General features: G+C 62.5%; 13 protein-coding genes and 1 pseudogene. 7 read left to right on the top strand and 7 right to left on the bottom strand.

The features are described from left to right. The 3 genes and pseudogenes from ACFDTG_RS09070 to ACFDTG_RS09060 form a co-directional block, all read left to right on the top strand. A pseudogene (locus tag ACFDTG_RS09070) lies at positions 1-339 on the top strand (hypothetical protein); the annotation flags it as partial. A gap of 61 nt (positions 340-400) precedes the next feature. Continuing rightward, a complete protein-coding gene (locus ACFDTG_RS09065; protein ID WP_375290707.1) occupies positions 401-1,561 on the top strand; it encodes a deoxyguanosinetriphosphate triphosphohydrolase in 1,161 nt (386 codons plus the stop codon). Next, the gene (locus tag ACFDTG_RS09060; protein ID WP_375290706.1) at positions 1,554-2,249 is read left to right on the top strand and encodes an NAD(P)H-binding protein; all 696 of its coding nucleotides are present in this window, start codon (positions 1,554-1,556) and stop codon (positions 2,247-2,249) included. The genes ACFDTG_RS09065 and ACFDTG_RS09060 overlap by 8 nt, the downstream gene beginning before the upstream one ends. Positions 2,250-3,535: 1,286 nt before the next feature. On the opposite strand, the gene ACFDTG_RS09055 is transcribed toward ACFDTG_RS09060, so the two are convergent. Then, a complete protein-coding gene (locus tag ACFDTG_RS09055; RefSeq protein ID WP_375290709.1) occupies positions 3,536-3,649 on the bottom strand; it encodes an entericidin A/B family lipoprotein in 114 nt (37 codons plus the stop codon). A 62-nt stretch (positions 3,650-3,711) separates the two neighbouring features. Then, a complete protein-coding gene (locus ACFDTG_RS09050) occupies positions 3,712-4,635 on the bottom strand; it encodes a DMT family transporter (RefSeq protein WP_375290705.1) in 924 nt (307 codons plus the stop codon). Between the two features lie 103 nt (positions 4,636-4,738). Here ACFDTG_RS09050 and ACFDTG_RS09045 point away from each other — a divergent pair, with 103 nt between their 5' ends. Further along, a complete protein-coding gene (locus tag ACFDTG_RS09045) occupies positions 4,739-4,984 on the top strand; it encodes a hypothetical protein (protein ID WP_375290704.1) in 246 nt (81 codons plus the stop codon). On the opposite strand, the gene ACFDTG_RS09040 is transcribed toward ACFDTG_RS09045, so the two are convergent. From ACFDTG_RS09040 to ACFDTG_RS09030, 3 genes are all read right to left on the bottom strand, one after another. Then, entirely contained in the window at positions 4,974-5,147 is a 174-nt protein-coding gene (locus tag ACFDTG_RS09040) for a hypothetical protein (protein ID WP_375290703.1), read from the bottom strand. The two genes, ACFDTG_RS09045 and ACFDTG_RS09040, sit on opposite strands and share 11 nt — an antisense overlap. Positions 5,148-5,275: 128 nt before the next feature. Continuing rightward, positions 5,276-6,796: a CpaF family protein gene (locus tag ACFDTG_RS09035; RefSeq protein ID WP_375290702.1), complete on the bottom strand. Its 1,521-nt coding sequence runs from the start codon at positions 6,794-6,796 to the stop codon at positions 5,276-5,278. 136 nt (positions 6,797-6,932) lie between these two features. Next, positions 6,933-8,438, bottom strand: a complete 1,506-nt coding sequence (locus ACFDTG_RS09030; protein WP_375290701.1) for an ArnT family glycosyltransferase — start codon at positions 8,436-8,438, stop codon at positions 6,933-6,935. A gap of 200 nt (positions 8,439-8,638) precedes the next feature. Here ACFDTG_RS09030 and ACFDTG_RS09025 point away from each other — a divergent pair, with 200 nt between their 5' ends. From ACFDTG_RS09025 to ACFDTG_RS09015, 3 genes are all read left to right on the top strand, one after another. Further along, complete coding sequence (locus tag ACFDTG_RS09025; RefSeq protein WP_375290700.1) at positions 8,639-9,979, top strand: O-antigen ligase family protein; 1,341 nt, start codon at positions 8,639-8,641, stop codon at positions 9,977-9,979. A gap of 75 nt (positions 9,980-10,054) precedes the next feature. Then, positions 10,055-11,878 carry a glutamine--fructose-6-phosphate transaminase (isomerizing) gene (gene glmS, locus ACFDTG_RS09020; RefSeq protein WP_375290699.1) on the top strand — a complete coding sequence of 608 codons (1,824 nt, stop codon included), beginning with the start codon at positions 10,055-10,057 and terminating at the stop codon, positions 11,876-11,878. Between the two features lie 81 nt (positions 11,879-11,959). Further along, positions 11,960-14,311, top strand: coding sequence for a putative bifunctional diguanylate cyclase/phosphodiesterase (locus tag ACFDTG_RS09015; protein WP_375290698.1), 2,352 nt, complete (start codon positions 11,960-11,962; stop codon positions 14,309-14,311). A 27-nt stretch (positions 14,312-14,338) separates the two neighbouring features. Here the strand turns inward: ACFDTG_RS09015 and ACFDTG_RS09010 are convergent, their stop codons facing one another. Both ACFDTG_RS09010 and ACFDTG_RS09005 read right to left on the bottom strand, forming a co-directional pair. Beyond that, positions 14,339-15,157, bottom strand: coding sequence for a Brp/Blh family beta-carotene 15,15'-dioxygenase (locus ACFDTG_RS09010; RefSeq protein WP_375290697.1), 819 nt, complete (start codon positions 15,155-15,157; stop codon positions 14,339-14,341). Positions 15,158-15,160: 3 nt separating this feature from the next. Further along, complete coding sequence (locus tag ACFDTG_RS09005; RefSeq protein ID WP_375290696.1) at positions 15,161-16,027, bottom strand: bacteriorhodopsin; 867 nt, start codon at positions 16,025-16,027, stop codon at positions 15,161-15,163. Positions 16,028-16,060 lie beyond the last annotated feature (33 nt).

The following is a 16,060-nucleotide window of genomic DNA, read 5'->3' as shown; positions in this document are numbered from 1 at the left end:
GCCGATGCGCCAGTGCGGGCGGCGGCGCGTGCCTATCTCGACGTCAACTGCGCGCATTGCCATCGCCCGGCGGCGGGCGCCTCCAACAGCGGGCTTGATCTGCGCTGGGAGCAGGACGACCCGCACGCGATCGGCATCATGAAGCATCCCGTCGCCGCTGGGCGCGGGGCGGGCAAGCTGCTGTACGATGTAGTGCCGGGCAAACCGGACGAATCCATTCTCTACCACCGCATGGCCAGCACCGAACCCGGCGTCGCCATGCCCGAACTGGGCAAGGACACACTGGACCCCGCCGGGCTCAACGCCGTCCGCGGCTGGATCGCGCAAGGGGCGAAATAGGCCGCGGTTCACGCGCTGTTCCCGTTGCCGCCTGGCGACTGGTGACCTACCTCGCGCGCAGATGACGCTTGCCCCCTTTGCCTCCATCGCCGCCGAGACCCGCGGGCGCGAACACCCGCATCCCGGCGGGGAGACGCGCGGCCCCCGAAGCCCTTTCCAGCGTGACCGCGACCGGATCATCCATTCCACAGCCTTCCGCCGGCTGCGGTCCAAGACGCAGGTGTTCATAGCGCCCGACGGCGATTTCTATCGCACCCGGCTGACCCACAGCCTGGAAGTCGCGCAGATCGGCCGCGTCCTGGCCCGCGCGCTGGCGTTGGACGAGGATCTGACCGAGGCGCTGTGCCTGGCGCACGACATCGGCCACCCGCCGTTCGGCCACGCAGGGGAGCGGGCTTTGTCCGAAGCCATGGCCCATGCCGGCGGCTACGACCACAACGCCCATGCCGTGCGCGTGGTGGCGCGGCTGGAAAGCCCCTATTGCGCGCACGAAGGGCTGAATCTCACCTGGGAAATGCTGGAGGGAATGGCCAAGCACAACGGCCCCGTCGCCGCCCCCAACTGGGCGCTGGCGGAGGTTGATCGCGCCTTCCCGCTGGCGCTGGGTCAGTGGCCCTCGCTGGAAGCGCAGGTCGCCAACCTTGCCGACGACATCGCCTACGACAACCACGATATCGACGACGGGCTGCGGTCCGGCTTCCTCGACCTCGACCAGCTGCTCGAACTGGATTTCGTGGCCGATCTCTGGCGCCGGGTGGAGGCGCGCTTTCCCAATGCCCCGCGCGAGCGGCAGTTGCGCGAGCTGGTCCGCGATCAGATCGGATTGATGGTCAACGATGTGATTGCCACCACGGCGGATCGGGCACAGGGCCTTGCTTCGTCTGAGGATGTGCGCGAAGCGGGCAGGCCGACCGCTGCCTTCTCCGGGGCCATGGCCACGCAGGAGCGGCGATTGAAGACCTTCCTTTACGACAAGCTCTATTACCACGAAGACCAGATCACGACGGCCGAGCGCGCCCGCGAGGTGGTGGCGAAACTGTTCGCGGCCTATAGTCAGGATGCCGAAACCATGCCTCTCCATTGGCGCAAGGCCTTGCCTGAGCAGGAACCCGAAAGGAGCCGCCACATCTGTGATTTCATCGCCGGGATGACAGACCGCTACGCCATCGAGCAGTGCGCGCGGATCTATGGCAGGCTGCCCGAAGGGCTCAGCAATGTCTGATCCGGTCCGCATCGCCCTGTTTGGCGCCAGCGGGCTGGTAGGGGGTGAGGTGATGCGCGCCTGCGTGGGGCGCGAGGACGTGAGCCTTGCGGCCATCGGCCGCCGAGAGGCTGCGCTCCCCCCGGGCGCCCGGATGGAGCAGTTCGTCGCCGATCCCGGCCATTGGGGGGAGGTGATCGAGGCGCTGAAGCCCGCCACCGTGATCTGCGCGCTTGGCACTACCTGGCGCAAGGCGGGCAAGAGCGAGGAAGCCTTCCGCGCAGTGGACCAGCAACTCGTCCTCGATGTCGCGCGCGCGGCCCGGGCCAATGGCGTCGAACGCTTCGTATCCGTCAGTTCGGTCGGCGCGGATCCCCATTCGCGCAGCTTCTACCTCCGCGTGAAGGGCGAGACCGATCGCGACCTCGCCAAGCTGGGCTTCCGGCGGTTGGACGTGCTGCGGCCGGGGTTGCTGCGCGGGAAGCGCGGGGGAGAGCGCCGCGCGAAGGAACGCCTCGCCATCGCGGCGAGTCCCTTCGTCAATCAGCTTCTGGTCGGGCGCTGGCGGGTCTTCCGCTCGATCGATGCCGCAGTGGTGGCGCGTGCGGCCCTTTACTGTGCGCTGCGGCCGGTTGCGGGCCGGTTCGTGCATGACAACGATGCCATTTTGCGCGCCGCGCGCAGCCTGGCCACCCCGATGGCGCCATAGAGGCCTTACGCGCCTGCCGGCTCAGCGCAAATTGCGCGCGCCTAACTGGGAAGGGCACGAACGGTAGGTGAACTGAGGACAAGCCGCCGGGGGAGGGCAGAATCGGACCGAGACACGGACCGCACACGCGGGGGTTTTACAAAACTCTCTCCGGCTGGAAAGATGTGCAATTTCAGGTGCTAAGCGCGAAAATCGCGCGGGATGGTGCCACTTTCGCGTTTTTTCCCAGATGGTCTTGCCGAGGCCGTCGGGCGTTGCTGCGATCACGCATGGTTGCGACTTCGCCACGCGCGCAATCTGGCAGCTGACGAACTGGTGGGGGGCGGACGATGGGAAAGAGCCTGCGCGCTATAGCAAATTGCAGGTGCGGAGGAAACAGAAAGAGAACAACGCGAGCTTTGAAGCTGGACCAGCCAATTGCTCCGCGCGATTTCCGGAGCTGACTGATCGGGTGCGATGCGTCAGCTTTCGGCTGAACACGAGGGGCACTCGGATGGCCGGATTTGGGGTGGAAAGCGGACATTGCGCTTTCTCTATGCGCAACCCTCCAACGCCACCCGATAGCTTATCCCCTGCTTGATTAAGGAAATCGATCTACCAGCAAAGCAGTTTTGATATTGGCCCTTAAAAATAGGCACCTGGACTTCGCGACCATCTGGCAACCTTACCACCACGATAGGGTGGTTCCCATCGTAATCGCTCGCCATTCCTGTCCGCACGACAACGCCCTTTACGGGTGTCCAAGGGTTCGACGCCCTCTCATTGGCGAAATAGAATGCTGCGCCGAGGAGAATCAAGCCGACCGCTGAGAATGCAGACAATTCGAGCTTCCAGTGTTTTGAGACTCCGTCGGCCAGAGCTCACCCCCCTTTTGTGGACCAGACGGTGGCTTGCTATCGTATCTAAACCAACGTCCGCAATGGGGTCGTTTGCTGACAGTCCAGTTTGGGGCCAAAAACGAGCCAAGCGGACGATCTACTTGGTGGACGTGCATCGCAGTTCCGAATGTTCGGATTTTGGGATTGTAAGCGGACTTCGGCCCTAAGGGTGTATTGAGCGGCAGCGAGATGCATCGGCTACGCCGTGCAGGGTGCGTACCGGCTTCGCCTCTATCACCCTATCTCCGGTGCCGACCGGTGCGCGCAGGACGAGCGGGGGCCGTGTCGAGCACGAAGCCCGGATGGTCGAGGTGGTTTGCGTCGGCTCGCCAACCGAAAAGGCAGGCACCGCCAACAAAAAGCCCCGCCGATGGGCGGGGCTTTCGTGGTCCTTCCCTTTGGGAAAGATCAGTCGATCGCGTCTTCGCCGGCCTGTCCGACGGACTGGATGTCTTCGCCCGCGCCCTTGACCGTATTGCAGGCCGTGGCTGTCAAGGTCAGCGTGGCAAGGCCGAATGCCATAATCAGTTTACGCATGGAGTTTGTCCTTTTTCCCGAAGGGCTGTGATCCCACCGTGTGGCATTCAACCCGTTGGCGCTTCCCCGGTTCCCGACGCCGCCCGGCGGGCCAGCGATCGTTCGCGCCATGCGATGACCAGCCCCGCCGCCAGGATCAGAGGCGCGCCGAAAGCCAGGGTCGCCGGCGGAAGCCGTCCGAACACCTGCCAGCCATAGAAGGTGGCCCACAGCAGGGCGGTATAATCCATCACGATGATGGTTGCTGCGTGGCCATAGCGCAGCGAGCTCGTGAGCAGGATCTGACCCGTGGCGCCGGCAAGCGACATCGCGCCGATTATCCCCCACGTGCGAAGATCGTGCGCCTTGCCGACGAAGGGCAGGGCAAGCGCCATCACCGGCGCGGTGAGCCCGGTGAACCAGGCGACGATTGCCCACGGGCTTTCGGTGCGATTGAGATCCTGGATCTGATAGCTGATCAGCGCCACGAGGAAGGCTGCGACCAGTCCCACGAATACGCCCAGCGGGTTGACCATCGAAATGTCTCCGCCCGGCCGCATGACGATCACAATTCCGGCAAAACCAAGCGCCACCGCGCTCCAGCGATAGACACCCACCTTCTCGCCGAACAAAAAGGCCGAAAGCAGCACCGCAAACAACGGGGCGGTGAAGCTGATGGTCGCCTGCTCCGCCAGCGGCAGAAGCAGCACCGATCCATAGACGAAGACCATCCCCGTGATGCCGTAGACCGATCGCCTGACGTGAGCGCCGGGCCTCTCGGTCTTCAATTCGTGCAGACGTTTGGCGGCGAACATGATCGCGAGGATCAGGGGAAACGTCAGCGCCTGCCGCCAGAACAGCATCTCCAGCAGGTGAACGTCGTGCGTTCCCGCCAGCTTGACCAGCATCATCATGGTCGCGAGCGCGCCCGCCGCGGCGAGCCGCAACCCGAGCGCGAGAAAAGGGCGGGGCTGGGCGATGGTGCCGTCCATTCGGGTGCCATAGGGCCGGGCGGGATCGAAGCAAGGCCCCGCCGCCGGGCTTGTTACGCACCGGCCATTGCCGCACGATATCGAAATACCATATCCGCGCGCGATGTCGGACTATTTGCCAGGTTGGATCCTGTTTGCCGCCGAAGCCACCGTGGGCGCTTTATGGGGCGTGGCTTTTCTTGCAGTCGCGCTGGTGGCCTTCGTCATGGACCGGCGCCGTCATCGCCGGGATCGCGTCGGCAGACCGGACAGCGTCGGCTGGGTGCCCTGGACCGGGGTTTTCCTGTCCTGCGCGGTGCTGGGCGTGGGGCTACTCGCGGCGTCCGTTCCCGCGCTGATCAGGAGCTGATCGCTTCCGGCGCTTTCCGGTTGCGCGCACCTTCGCGGGCACGCATCTCGACAAAGGACTGCATGAACAGCGCTTCGAAGACCGGGGCCTGCTCGGTGCGGCGCGGCGTTGCCGTGCGCAGCCCATCGCGCGCGAGGGAGCCTGTCGAAAAGAGAAATGGCATGATCCGCTCCAAAGGTGCGGGCCGTGCTTTAGCGGAAGCACCCCGGCCGAGCTTGTATCGGGCCGACAAATTTCACTGAAATTGGAGAAAAAACGGGTTTTGAAACGCTTGCGGCGGAATGCGGCGGTTCAGAGGCAAGCCTCCAGATAGGCCTGATCGAAGCCGAACTGGCGTGCCTTTTCCAAGGTATAGGGGCGTAGGCCGGACGAGCGGAATTCACCGATGATCTTGCCGTCTTCGCTCTCGTCCAGATATTCGAACTTGAACAGTTCCTGCGTCACGATCACGTCGCCTTCCATGCCGATCACCTCGGTGACATTGGTGGTGCGGCGCGAACCGTCGCGCAGGCGCTTCACCTGCACGATCAGATCGACCGATTCGGCGATCTGGCGGCTGATCGCTTCCTTGGGAATCTTGATGTCGCCCATCAGGATCATGTTTTCCATGCGTCCGAGGCACTCGCGTGGACTGTTGGCGTGAAGCGTACACATGGAGCCATCGTGGCCGGTATTCATCGCGGCGAGCAGGTCGAAGCACTCCGCGCCGCGGATTTCGCCCAGGATGATGCGGTCGGGGCGCATACGCAGGGCGTTCTTCACCAGATCGCCGATGGTGATCGCGCCCTGACCTTCAAGGTTGGGGGGCCGCGTTTCGAGCGGCAGCCAGTGCGGCTGTTGCAGCCGAAGTTCGGCGGCATCCTCGATGGTGAGAACGCGCTCGCCCGGGTCGATCATCTTCGACATAGCGTTGAGCATGGTCGTCTTACCCGAACCGGTACCTCCGGAGATAACGATATTGAACCGGCACGCGCCCGCGATCTTCAGGGCGGTACACATCTTCTCGCTCATCGAGCCGAAGCCCTGAAGCATGTCGAGCGTGATCGGCTTTTCGGAAAACTTACGAATCGAGATCGCGGTGCCGCGTAGTGACAGCGGGGGCACGATGACGTTGACGCGCGAACCGTCCTTGAGGCGCGCGTCGGCCAGCGGGGTGGTCTGGTCGACGCGGCGGCCGACCTGGTTCACGATACGCTGGGCGATCTGGAACAGGTGCGTCTCATCGCGGAACTTGATCGGCGCGATGGTGAGCTTGCCCTTCTTTTCGATATAAGTCTGGTCAGGGCCATTGACCATGATGTCGCTGACGTCGGGATCGGACAGCAGCTCTTCCAAGGGACCGAAGCCGAGCAGTTCGTCCACCAGCACCTTTTCCAGCGCGAACTGTTCGCGGCGGTTGAGGGTGACCTTCAGCTCGGCCAGCACCTCCAGGATGATGGGCCGAAATTCCTCGCTCAGCTCGTCCTTGGTCAGCGTCGCGGCGGCTTCGGGGTCGACGCGTTCGAGCAGGCGGGGAAGCACCTGCTCCTTGATCTTGTGGATGCTTGCCTCGAAACCTCCGACCTCCGACTGGCCGGAGTGTGATGCATTCATGCGATCGTTGAGACGGCCCATCGCGTCTTCGGCATTGACCGGGCGGTGGGGTGCGGGGGCTGGCGAGGCGGGCGCGGCGCTCTGGGGCACTTGATTGTCGCCCGCGGGACGGGGCGCATTGGCCGTGCCCCCGGCCTGCATCGGGCGGGCGACACCGAACTGGGGCCGCGCCCCCGGCGCCATGCCGGCAGGCCCGTTCTTCCGTCCGAATGCACTCATTTGCGTCTAGACCCTCGTTAGTGAACCGTCAGCGAAACGGCGTCGTGATCGCAGTACCGCGCCGAGTGTTTCGAGGCCCTGGTCAATAGTTTGGAAACCTTAGCATTGTCCTAAAATCTGCCCTGCGAATGATCGGTCAGATGCGGCGCCGCCATACGGATACCTCCTGCGACCCGACCACATCGGTGAGGACCTGCTGCCCGACCCTTTCGTAATTTTGCTCGACATACGTGCGCAGGAGATCGCGCGTGGTCCAGTTGGGAGTCGAAACGGAGGGCTGCTCGGCCATCACGATTACGCCGGGCTTCCGTGCCAAAACGTGCGTCAGTTCCCGTATCGGATCAGCCCCTATTGCATTGGCCTCCCGCGCGTTGCTGAGATGTTCGGGGAACAGGAAACGACTCCCCCCGCAGGGCGGACCCGCGCGGTAAAGGGCCGGGGTTGCATCGTAGACCAGGATGCAGCTTCCACCAGCATGGTGGGCGATCAATTCGCTTGTCGCCTTGAAGCCGGAGCGGGCCTGCGCGTTTCTGTCCCATTGCTGGCGCGGAAAGCCGCTCACGGCAAAAAGCTGCGCAATGAGGATGGCGGCGATCACCGGTCCAATTCTGGCCCGGTCGAACAGCGCTGCCCCGGCCACGGCCATCGGGGCCGCAAGCGGCAGAGCATAATGATCGTAGAAGTTCGGCACGAGAAGAAACCCAGCCAATGCCGCCGCCACCCACCCGCTCAGGAAGATGGCGATTTTGCGCTCATACAGCCCAAGTCGCGCGCGGCTCCAGAGCACACCGAGCCCGAACGCGGCAACGCCCGCGGCAGGCGCGATGATCTGCAAAAGGTATTTGAGGCGAACCGCGCTGGCCTGCGGGGCGGGGGACGCGGTCTGGAAGACCGACACCATGGTCGCGTACCAATATGTCTGGAACTGGCCCATCGCGAGAAACCATAGCCAGATCGCGACCGTCGGAAGGAGTGCCACAGCAACCAAGGCAATCCCGTGGCGCAAGGTTTTCCAGGCATCACGGCTATCCAGCCAATGGATCGTCATCAGGGCAACACCGAAGAACATCCCCTCCGCGATTGCCGTTGGCTTTACCGTTAGCGCGAGACCGCACAGAAGCATGACCGAAAGGTCGGCCCGGGTGCCGCCGGCCTCACCCGACACGCGCCTGAGAACCAGAAGAGCAGCGAGCGCGACGGGCAAATTGTAGAAGACGGGCGATTGCCCACCCCCGCCAGCCAGCGCGCCGATCACGGCAAGATAGACGATGCCTGCCGCGAAGGCGGCCACCCGGCCGACAAAGCGCGTGGCGATCAGCGCGGTGACGAAGGCCGTCGCCCAGGCGAGAAAACCAGCAAAGATCTGATAGCTCGCCACCGTACCGAACTGAGCGATACCGGCGTAAAGGATGAAGAGACCGGCCGGCTTTCGATCCCAGATGTGCACGTAGGGAATCATCCCGTGGTGCATTTGCTGGCCTACGAGAAGATAGAACGCCTCATCGATATGGTATGTCGGATCGCCGAAGTTCGGCAGGCGGATCAGGATCGTCGCCAGCGCGAGACAACCCGCCAGGACGAGGTTGGCCGAGCGTAGTCCCGAAAGCGGGTGCCACTCCGGTTTCCGCGAGACCGCCGACATGTCGGCCAGGGTGGGCCTGACCGTGTTTGTGGGACCTCGAAGATGAGTGGTAGGATGGATCAAATGTCGCCAGCCGCTGCAGAACGCTGGGAGGGGCACTACCGCAGCATGGTAAATTTTGATTGAACGAATGCGTCTCTGCCCCGCGCCGCCAGCCAGCGGTTACGCTAAATTTACCAAACCTCTCTAGCTCCGGCCTGATGAGCGACGCGTTGGCAAGCTACGAGCCTGATACACCCCGTGTCGCGGCCCGATCAATCGATCCGGTGCTCATAATCGGCGCGGCGATCGGCCTTACGCCGGTCCTCGCCGCGATTATCTTCAGAACCTATGTCTATCACGTTACGCCGGGGTGGCCCGAGGGTCTGCGTCAGCTCGACGTACCGTTCATTCTCGTCGAACTGGCAGTGGTCCTCTGGGCGCGTCAGCGCGGAATGCGCTATGGTGAGATATTCCAGCGGTTCGATCGTCCAGCGAAAATCGCGATAGGCGTGTTCCTGGGGACGTTCTGGATAAGCTCGGCCTTCATCTCGGCTGATCCGGTCTACTCGCTCGTCAGGGCCAGCTATTGGCTGGTACATATCGCGTTCGCCTGCGCGATCTTCCATGTGATCGGGGCGCCGAACCGGGACCAGCTCCAGCGGCTGGGGCTGTTCGCGCTTGCCGGGTTTCTGATTTTCCTGCCAGTCATGGCGATCCATCTAGGCAATGTGCCGGACCCTGACACCGTCCGGGGGGGAAAGATCATCTGGTCTTCCGCGATCCCGGGATGTCTGAGCGTGCGCCACCTTGGCATCTGGGCCGCGCTTGTCCTCGCGTGCGCTCTCGGCTCGCTCTATGAGTTCAATGCGAATGGACGCGAGCGAACATTCGTTTTCGCAGTGATTTTCGCCGCGACGGCCCTACTTTTCTGGTCGGGCACGCGTGGCGGCGTTTACGGTCTGGGCGGCGCAGTGTTCGTCATACTTCTTACGCTGCGAACTTTTCCCCCGCGGCGCGCTATTCTGATTGCGGGGGCAGCCGCGATCCTTGGGGTTCTGGCATCCGAAATATGGTTGCCCCCTGATCCGGCCTTTGGATTTTTTGGTCGGCTAGGCGTCGTTGGAAGCGGTGATCTACAGGAGGTCTCAAGCGGGAGGACGGTCCTTTGGGCTAATATGATGCATGCATTTCAGGGCTCGCCCTTGTTCGGGGTAGGGGAAGGCGCGGTTCATTGGATTGGGAAATTGCACGGGGAAAGTCACGTCCAGCCGCACAATGCGATTGTGCAGATGTTGAGCAGTTGGGGCCTCATCGCGTGCTCCGCCGCGGGATATTTGATGGCCCGTTTTCTGCTTCTGCTTCACCGCGTGGCCAAAGCGAACCCGATCGCGATACCGCTGATGCTTCTCGTCGATTGCCTGCTTGTCATGTCGCTCGTCGATGGCGTTCTGTATTTCTCCCGGTTCATCATGTGGTTTGCGGGCGGTGTCGCTCTGGTGCTCGCTCTCGCCGATAAAAATAGAGAGGTTGGGCGCGTTCCGTCTCATGTAGCGCGCTGACGCCGGACACCCCCCTTGCCAATAATGACCTAACCTGATTTGGCCGCAGCCTCATTGTTTTGGGTCATGTGTTAGATGTGTGGAATAATCGGAATTGTCAGTGGTGACGACGTCGCGGACCGACTGGTGGACGGTTTGCGGCGCATGGAATATCGCGGATACGATAGCGCCGGCGTCTGCACTCTCGATGGTGCAAGGATGGTTCGCCGCCGCGCCGAAGGAAAGCTGGCCAATTTGGAGCGGGTGCTTGCCCATGATCCCGCGCCCGGTACGACCGGCATCGCGCATACGCGGTGGGCCACGCATGGCGCCCCAACCGCCAGCAATGCGCATCCTCACGCTACCGACGAGGTCGCCCTGGTCCACAACGGCATCATCGAGAATTACAAACCGCTTCGCGAAGAATTGCTCGCCGAGGGGCGTACGCTTGAAAGTGAGACGGACAGCGAGGTCGTAGCTCACCTCGTCAGCCGTGAAATCGAGAATGGTGCCTCTCCGAAGGATGCGGTCGCAGCCGTGCTTCCACGACTTCGTGGCGCCTTCGCCCTGGCTATAGCCTTTCGCGCGCACCCGGATCTCCTGATCGGTGCCCGGCTCGGCTCGCCACTGGTGGTCGGCTATGGCGAGGGCGAGATGTTCCTCGGCTCCGACGCGCTTGCGCTGGCCCCGCTCACGCAGCGGATCGCATATCTGGAGGAGGGGGACTGGGTGACGATCACCCGCGACGCCACCGAGATCCGCGACGAGACAGGCAGCGTCGCAGAGCGGGCTGTCGTCCACTCGGGCGCATCGGCCGCGGCGGTCGAAAAGGGCAATTATCGCCATTTCATGCAGAAGGAGATTTTCGAGCAGCCGACCGTGGTGGCGCAGACGCTGGGGTCCTACCTTCGCCCTGCGGAGGGTGTGGTCGCTCTCCCGCAATTCGATTTCGACATCTCGACCATTCGCCGCGTCACCATCGTCGCCTGCGGGACGAGTTTCTATGCCGGGATGGTAGCCAAATACTGGTTCGAACGCTTTGCGCGCGTTCCGGTGGATATCGATGTCGCCAGCGAATTTCGTTATCGCGAGCCAGTTCTGGAGGATGGCGGCCTGGCCCTATTCATCAGCCAGAGCGGAGAGACCGCAGATACGCTCGCCGCGTTGCGGCACTGTCGTCAGGAAGGGCAGACGATTGCGGTGGTGGTCAATGTGCCCACAAGTTCCATGGCGCGCGAGGCGGATCTTTTGCTTCCCACTCATGCCGGTCCCGAGATTGGTGTAGCCAGTACGAAGGCGTTTACGTGCCAATTGGCAGTGCTGGCGGCCCTCGCCGCGCATATGGCGGTCAAGAAAGGGCGCATGGACCGGGCGGAGGAGGCAGAGGTTGTCAGGCATCTCATGGAGGCGCCGGCCGCCCTCAATGCCGCGCTCGATCACGATGAGGACATTGCCGCGATGGCGCATCTTATCGCCCCGGCGCGCGACGTTCTTTATCTGGGCCGGGGTGCAGATTATCCGCTGGCGCTCGAAGGCGCCTTGAAGCTTAAGGAAATCAGCTACATCCATGCCGAAGGGTATGCCTCCGGCGAGATGAAGCACGGGCCTATCGCCCTGATCGACGACCATGTGCCCGTTATCGTCTTGGCCCCATCGGGCCCCCTGTTCGAAAAGACCGTGTCCAATATGGAGGAGGTTCGCGCCCGCGGCGGCAAGGTCGTGCTTATTTCGGACGCGGAGGGCCTTGCCGAGGCGGGCGAGGGATGCCTTGCGACTATCGAGATGCCTGCTGTTCACCCGCTGATCGCGCCGCTGGTTTATGCGGTTCCGGTGCAACTGCTGGCCTATCATGTCGCCTGCGTTAAGGGCACCGATGTCGACCAGCCACGCAATCTCGCCAAGTCGGTGACGGTAGAGTAGCGCGCACCCAGGTTACCGCTTTAAGATTTCGCTATTTTCCGGTTTACCGACGGTTAAAGGCTGCGCGGCTATCGAGCGCCGGTGAGTAGAAAGCTTCACTCGACCGGTGACGATCATCGCAACCTGCCGATCGGCGAGATACTGGGCCTGTCAGGCTCCGGTGCCGTCTGGTCGCGGCTGCAGGGCCAGCAATATGCCCTCCTGGCTCAAAAGGCCTGGGCACGCTTTGCCCTGCATGTTTGCGCGGTGTTCTGCGTTTCCCTGATATACCACGACAAAGTCGAACTGACCGCTCTTGCCGGTTGGGCCGGTGCCGTCATGCTGCTGGTTGTGCACAGCATGCTTATCGACAAATCCCTGCGCCACGCCGATATCAGGGGGATAACGCGCCTCGCCTTCATGCATCACAGCATGAATGCGCTGGCCAAGGGACTTGCCTGGGGGGCGGCGGCGATCCTCTTCGTCCCTTATGCCGACACCGCCACCAATGCCACCGCCTGGTCCTTCGTGGCGCTGCTTGGTCTTGCGGCCGCTACCAGTCGATACAGTGCGCCATTCGGTTCGGTTCTGTTCAGCTGTGGGCTCGCGCTAGGCTGGTCGGCAGGCCTTTTTCTTTCCGGAGATATGTACCTCGCGTCGATCGCCGCTTTCACCGGTTTGTTCGCGACGGCTGCCGCGATTGAAAGTGCGCGTGCGCTGCACCAGGCGCGCGTCGCCGAGCTGGACATGAACGAATCGAGCGAGGTCGTATCGCTGCTGCTTCGCGAATACGAGGATTCGGATGCGGACTGGCTTTTCCAGCTCGACAAGAATCGTCGCCTGCGCTCGGTTTCGCCGCGGCTCGCTTTTGCGCTGGGTCAGGAACTGGGAGAGATCGAGGGCAAAAGCTTCATCGAACTGATTTCCGGCGAGAGCTGGTCCACGGGCCAGTTCGCGCCGAGCCTGCATCATCTCGCGGAAAAACTGAAGAACCGCGAAAGCTTCTCGAACCTGGTGGTCGAGGTTTCACTCGGTGGACAGCGCAAGTGGTGGGAGCTGTCGGGCACGCCGATGCTCGACGAGCACGGCGAATACACCGGTTTCCGCGGGGTCGGGTCCGACGTTACGGCCGAACATGAATCCAGCGAGAAAATCGCCTATCTCGCGCGTTATGACACGCTTACCGGGCTGCCCAACCGGTTGATGCTTCACGAGGCCATGACCGAAGCGCTGCGCTTCGCGGAAAAGTGGCGGACCCGCTGCGCATTCCTCATGATCGACCTCGATCGGTTCAAGGCGGTCAACGATTCGCTCGGGCACATGGTGGGCGACAAGCTGCTGGCGCAGGTGGCGCATCGGCTCGGCGAGCTCATGGGTGAAGGCGAGAGCTGCGGCCGGCTGGGTGGTGACGAGTTTGCGGTCGTGATCCGCGATGCCAGCGACCACGAGCGGCTGGAGGAGCTTGCCCGCAGTATCATAGACGGGCTTTCCGAACCCTATCGGGTGGACGACCACCTGCTCTACGTCGGCGCCAGCATCGGCTCGGCCGTGGGGCCGCGCGACGGGAAGTCCGTGGAAGAGCTGATGCGCAACGCCGATCTTGCGCTCTATCGGTCCAAGGACATCGGCGGCGGCGAGCATTTCGAATATGAACCCTCGCTTCATGCCTCTGCAGAAGAACGTCGCCAGCTCGAATTCTCGCTCCGCAGCGCGCTCAAGCGAGAAGAACTGACGCTGCACTTCCAGCCGGTCGTCGATGCGAACAGCGAAGAACTCGTCAGTTTCGAGGCGCTGGTGCGTTGGAACAGCGCCGAGCACGGGTTCGTCAGTCCTGCAAAGTTCATTCCGCTGGCGGAAGAGACGCGCCTGATCGTGCCGATCGGGCACTGGGTAATGCGCCAGGCGATGATGGAGGCGGCGCGGTGGCCCGCCCCCATGAAGGTCAATATCAATGTGTCCCCGGAACAGTTGATCGAGCCGGATTTCGTGAGCACCGTCGTCCAGTCGCTGGCTACCAGCGGGCTCGCCCCCGAGAGAGTGGAGCTGGAAGTTACCGAAAGCATCTTCCTGCGCGATGCCAACGTAGCCAAACGCGCGCTGGAGCAGGTGATGGCGCTCGGTTGTTCGGTCGCGCTGGACGATTTCGGGACCGGGTATTCCTCTCTCGGCTATCTGAAAACGCTGAAGTTCTCCACGATCAAGGTGGACCGTTCCTTCGTGCAGGGGGCCGCGCAGGACAATCCGGAAAGCCTCGCCATCATCCGCGCCGTCGTCGCAATGGCGGAAAGCCTCAACATGAGCACGACCGCCGAAGGCGTGGAGAACGCAGACGAGGCGGCCATGATACGCCGCATGGGCTGCAACAAGATCCAGGGTTTCCATTTCGGCCGGCCGATGCCCGCCGAAGAAGCGCGGACGCTGATCTGCCGGGTGGAAATGAAAAAGACCGCTTGAATAAGTAAGGTCATGGTGGATGAGCGATTAACGGTCCAATCGCTCGGTAAGCATGTGCGGCATGGCAAGGGCAAAGGCGATCGCTGCCGCCATCGAGATCGCGAGAATTCCCTGAACCACCGCCCACACCAGCACAGATGCGCCGATTGCGGCGGCGATACTGGTCAAGCCGACGGCATTCAGCACGGTACGTGCTCCATAGCGGGTGATCTGCGACCACTGGACCGGCCATGCATGGGTCGTGAGGAAAATCAGTCCGACCGCAAGCACGGGGTTGAGAAACGCAACCGCTATCGCTGTCAGGATGGCTTCCGAACCGCGAGCCTCCGCGCGAACGAGAGCGGCAATGGCAAGGAGCAGTCCAGTTGCGCCCAGAATGGCGAGCAGGGCAGCAAATGGATGGGGAATGGGGGCACCGATGGCGGAACTTAAAATTGCGGCGGTCATCTGCGGCTGGAACAGCATGCTGCCGCCCACGCCGAGAAGAGCAATCGCCCATGATCCAGCGGTCCCAGCGAATTCACCCTCGCGCGCAAAGTGCCAGACGGATAAGCCAAAAAAGAACGTCAAACCTGCGAGCGGTTGCACGATGTAGAGTGCGCCGATCGAGGCGGCGACGAGGACATAGGCTCCGCTTCGACCAGCGCTATAGGCGATGAAACGGCCGGCTTGTTCGTCCCCGGCCCCATGCGGAAAGCCCAGAATGAAAAATACGAGGCCAAGCGGTAGCGCCCATTCTGGGTAAAAACCCTGAACCAGTGCCGCAGCTGCCAGAAGCCCGGGAAAAACAAGGGCCCCGGCGCTGTGCCGGAGCCCTTGGGACGCAACGGTTTTCCCGATGCGCAATTGTCAGTCGCCGCGAGCGGAGGCAGCCTTCGCTCCGATCGCTGTCGTCTCGAGCGCCTCTGCGGCCGGGACGTAGCCTTCCAGCGCACTGCGACGGAGCACATAGCGAGAAAGGATGATGCCATAGAGCAGCTTGGACGAAATATCCGCGATGGAGAACAGCAGCTGGCGAACCACCACCACGTCTCCGCTGGCACCGAGTTGCGGCAAGGCATAGGCTATGGGGTAGAGACCCCAGGTGGCGAGGAAGTACCACCACAGATTTGCCGGCCATGCCTTGATCTCCACCGGACTGTTGGCGATGCCCGCTGTGATCACACCGCGAACTTCCACGATCAGCCATACGAAGAACACCGTCGAGATAACGCCCCACAGGTTCAAGCGAGCGAAATCACCCGTCTCGCCGAACTGGCCCATCAGGCCGGTCCAGATCATCAGCAGCGCCGGGATCGACATGCGGATGATCTTCTTGTGTGTGACGGACCGCGCCAGACCAAACGCAATCGGCAGCTGCGACAGCAGAAGCGGAACGGTGATAGTCCAGTTGCCATAGCGGTAGGCGTTCGTGAAACTCTCGCCATCGGTTGCTGGGACATATTGCCCACCGATAAGCGTATAGGCCGCCTGCCACGTCGTAAATTCACGAAGCAGGCTAAGTCCCGCCGATGCCATCACCACCGCCGACAAGACGGGTACGATCCGGTACCGGGGAGCCAGCTGGAGCGAGCTCGTGAGGAAATAGATAATGAAGGCAAAATGCGCGCCATAACTTACCATCAGGATCAGCGACCCCATGGTGTATTGCCCGCTGGTTAGAGTGACGAGATTTTCAATATTGCCGAATGTATCGGCGATTGCCCCTGTTTGCATGCATAGCCCCTTATACAGACCTTCGCATACGGC

The sequence above is a fragment of the Qipengyuania sp. genome (genome assembly GCF_042095715.1).
Classification (GTDB): Bacteria; Pseudomonadota; Alphaproteobacteria; order Sphingomonadales; family Sphingomonadaceae; genus Qipengyuania.
This window is presented reverse-complemented; position numbering and strand designations above follow the sequence as displayed.

Excerpts from the sequence above, each read along its gene's own strand:
- ACFDTG_RS09065 (WP_375290707.1), top strand. The coding sequence starts at position 401 with ATGACGCTTGCCCCCTTTGCCTCCATCGCCGCCGAGACCCGCGGGCGC.
- ACFDTG_RS09060 (WP_375290706.1), top strand. The coding sequence starts at position 1,554 with ATGTCTGATCCGGTCCGCATCGCCCTGTTTGGCGCCAGCGGGCTGGTA.
- ACFDTG_RS09055 (WP_375290709.1), bottom strand. The coding sequence starts at position 3,649 with ATGGCATTCGGCCTTGCCACGCTGACCTTGACAGCCACGGCCTGCAAT.
- ACFDTG_RS09050 (WP_375290705.1), bottom strand. The coding sequence starts at position 4,635 with ATGGACGGCACCATCGCCCAGCCCCGCCCTTTTCTCGCGCTCGGGTTG.
- ACFDTG_RS09045 (WP_375290704.1), top strand. The coding sequence starts at position 4,739 with ATGTCGGACTATTTGCCAGGTTGGATCCTGTTTGCCGCCGAAGCCACC.
- ACFDTG_RS09040 (WP_375290703.1), bottom strand. The coding sequence starts at position 5,147 with ATGCCATTTCTCTTTTCGACAGGCTCCCTCGCGCGCGATGGGCTGCGC.
- ACFDTG_RS09035 (WP_375290702.1), bottom strand. The coding sequence starts at position 6,796 with ATGAGTGCATTCGGACGGAAGAACGGGCCTGCCGGCATGGCGCCGGGG.
- ACFDTG_RS09030 (WP_375290701.1), bottom strand. The coding sequence starts at position 8,438 with ATGTCGGCGGTCTCGCGGAAACCGGAGTGGCACCCGCTTTCGGGACTA.
- ACFDTG_RS09025 (WP_375290700.1), top strand. The coding sequence starts at position 8,639 with ATGAGCGACGCGTTGGCAAGCTACGAGCCTGATACACCCCGTGTCGCG.
- glmS (WP_375290699.1), top strand. The coding sequence starts at position 10,055 with ATGTGTGGAATAATCGGAATTGTCAGTGGTGACGACGTCGCGGACCGA.
- ACFDTG_RS09005 (WP_375290696.1), bottom strand. The coding sequence starts at position 16,027 with ATGCAAACAGGGGCAATCGCCGATACATTCGGCAATATTGAAAATCTC.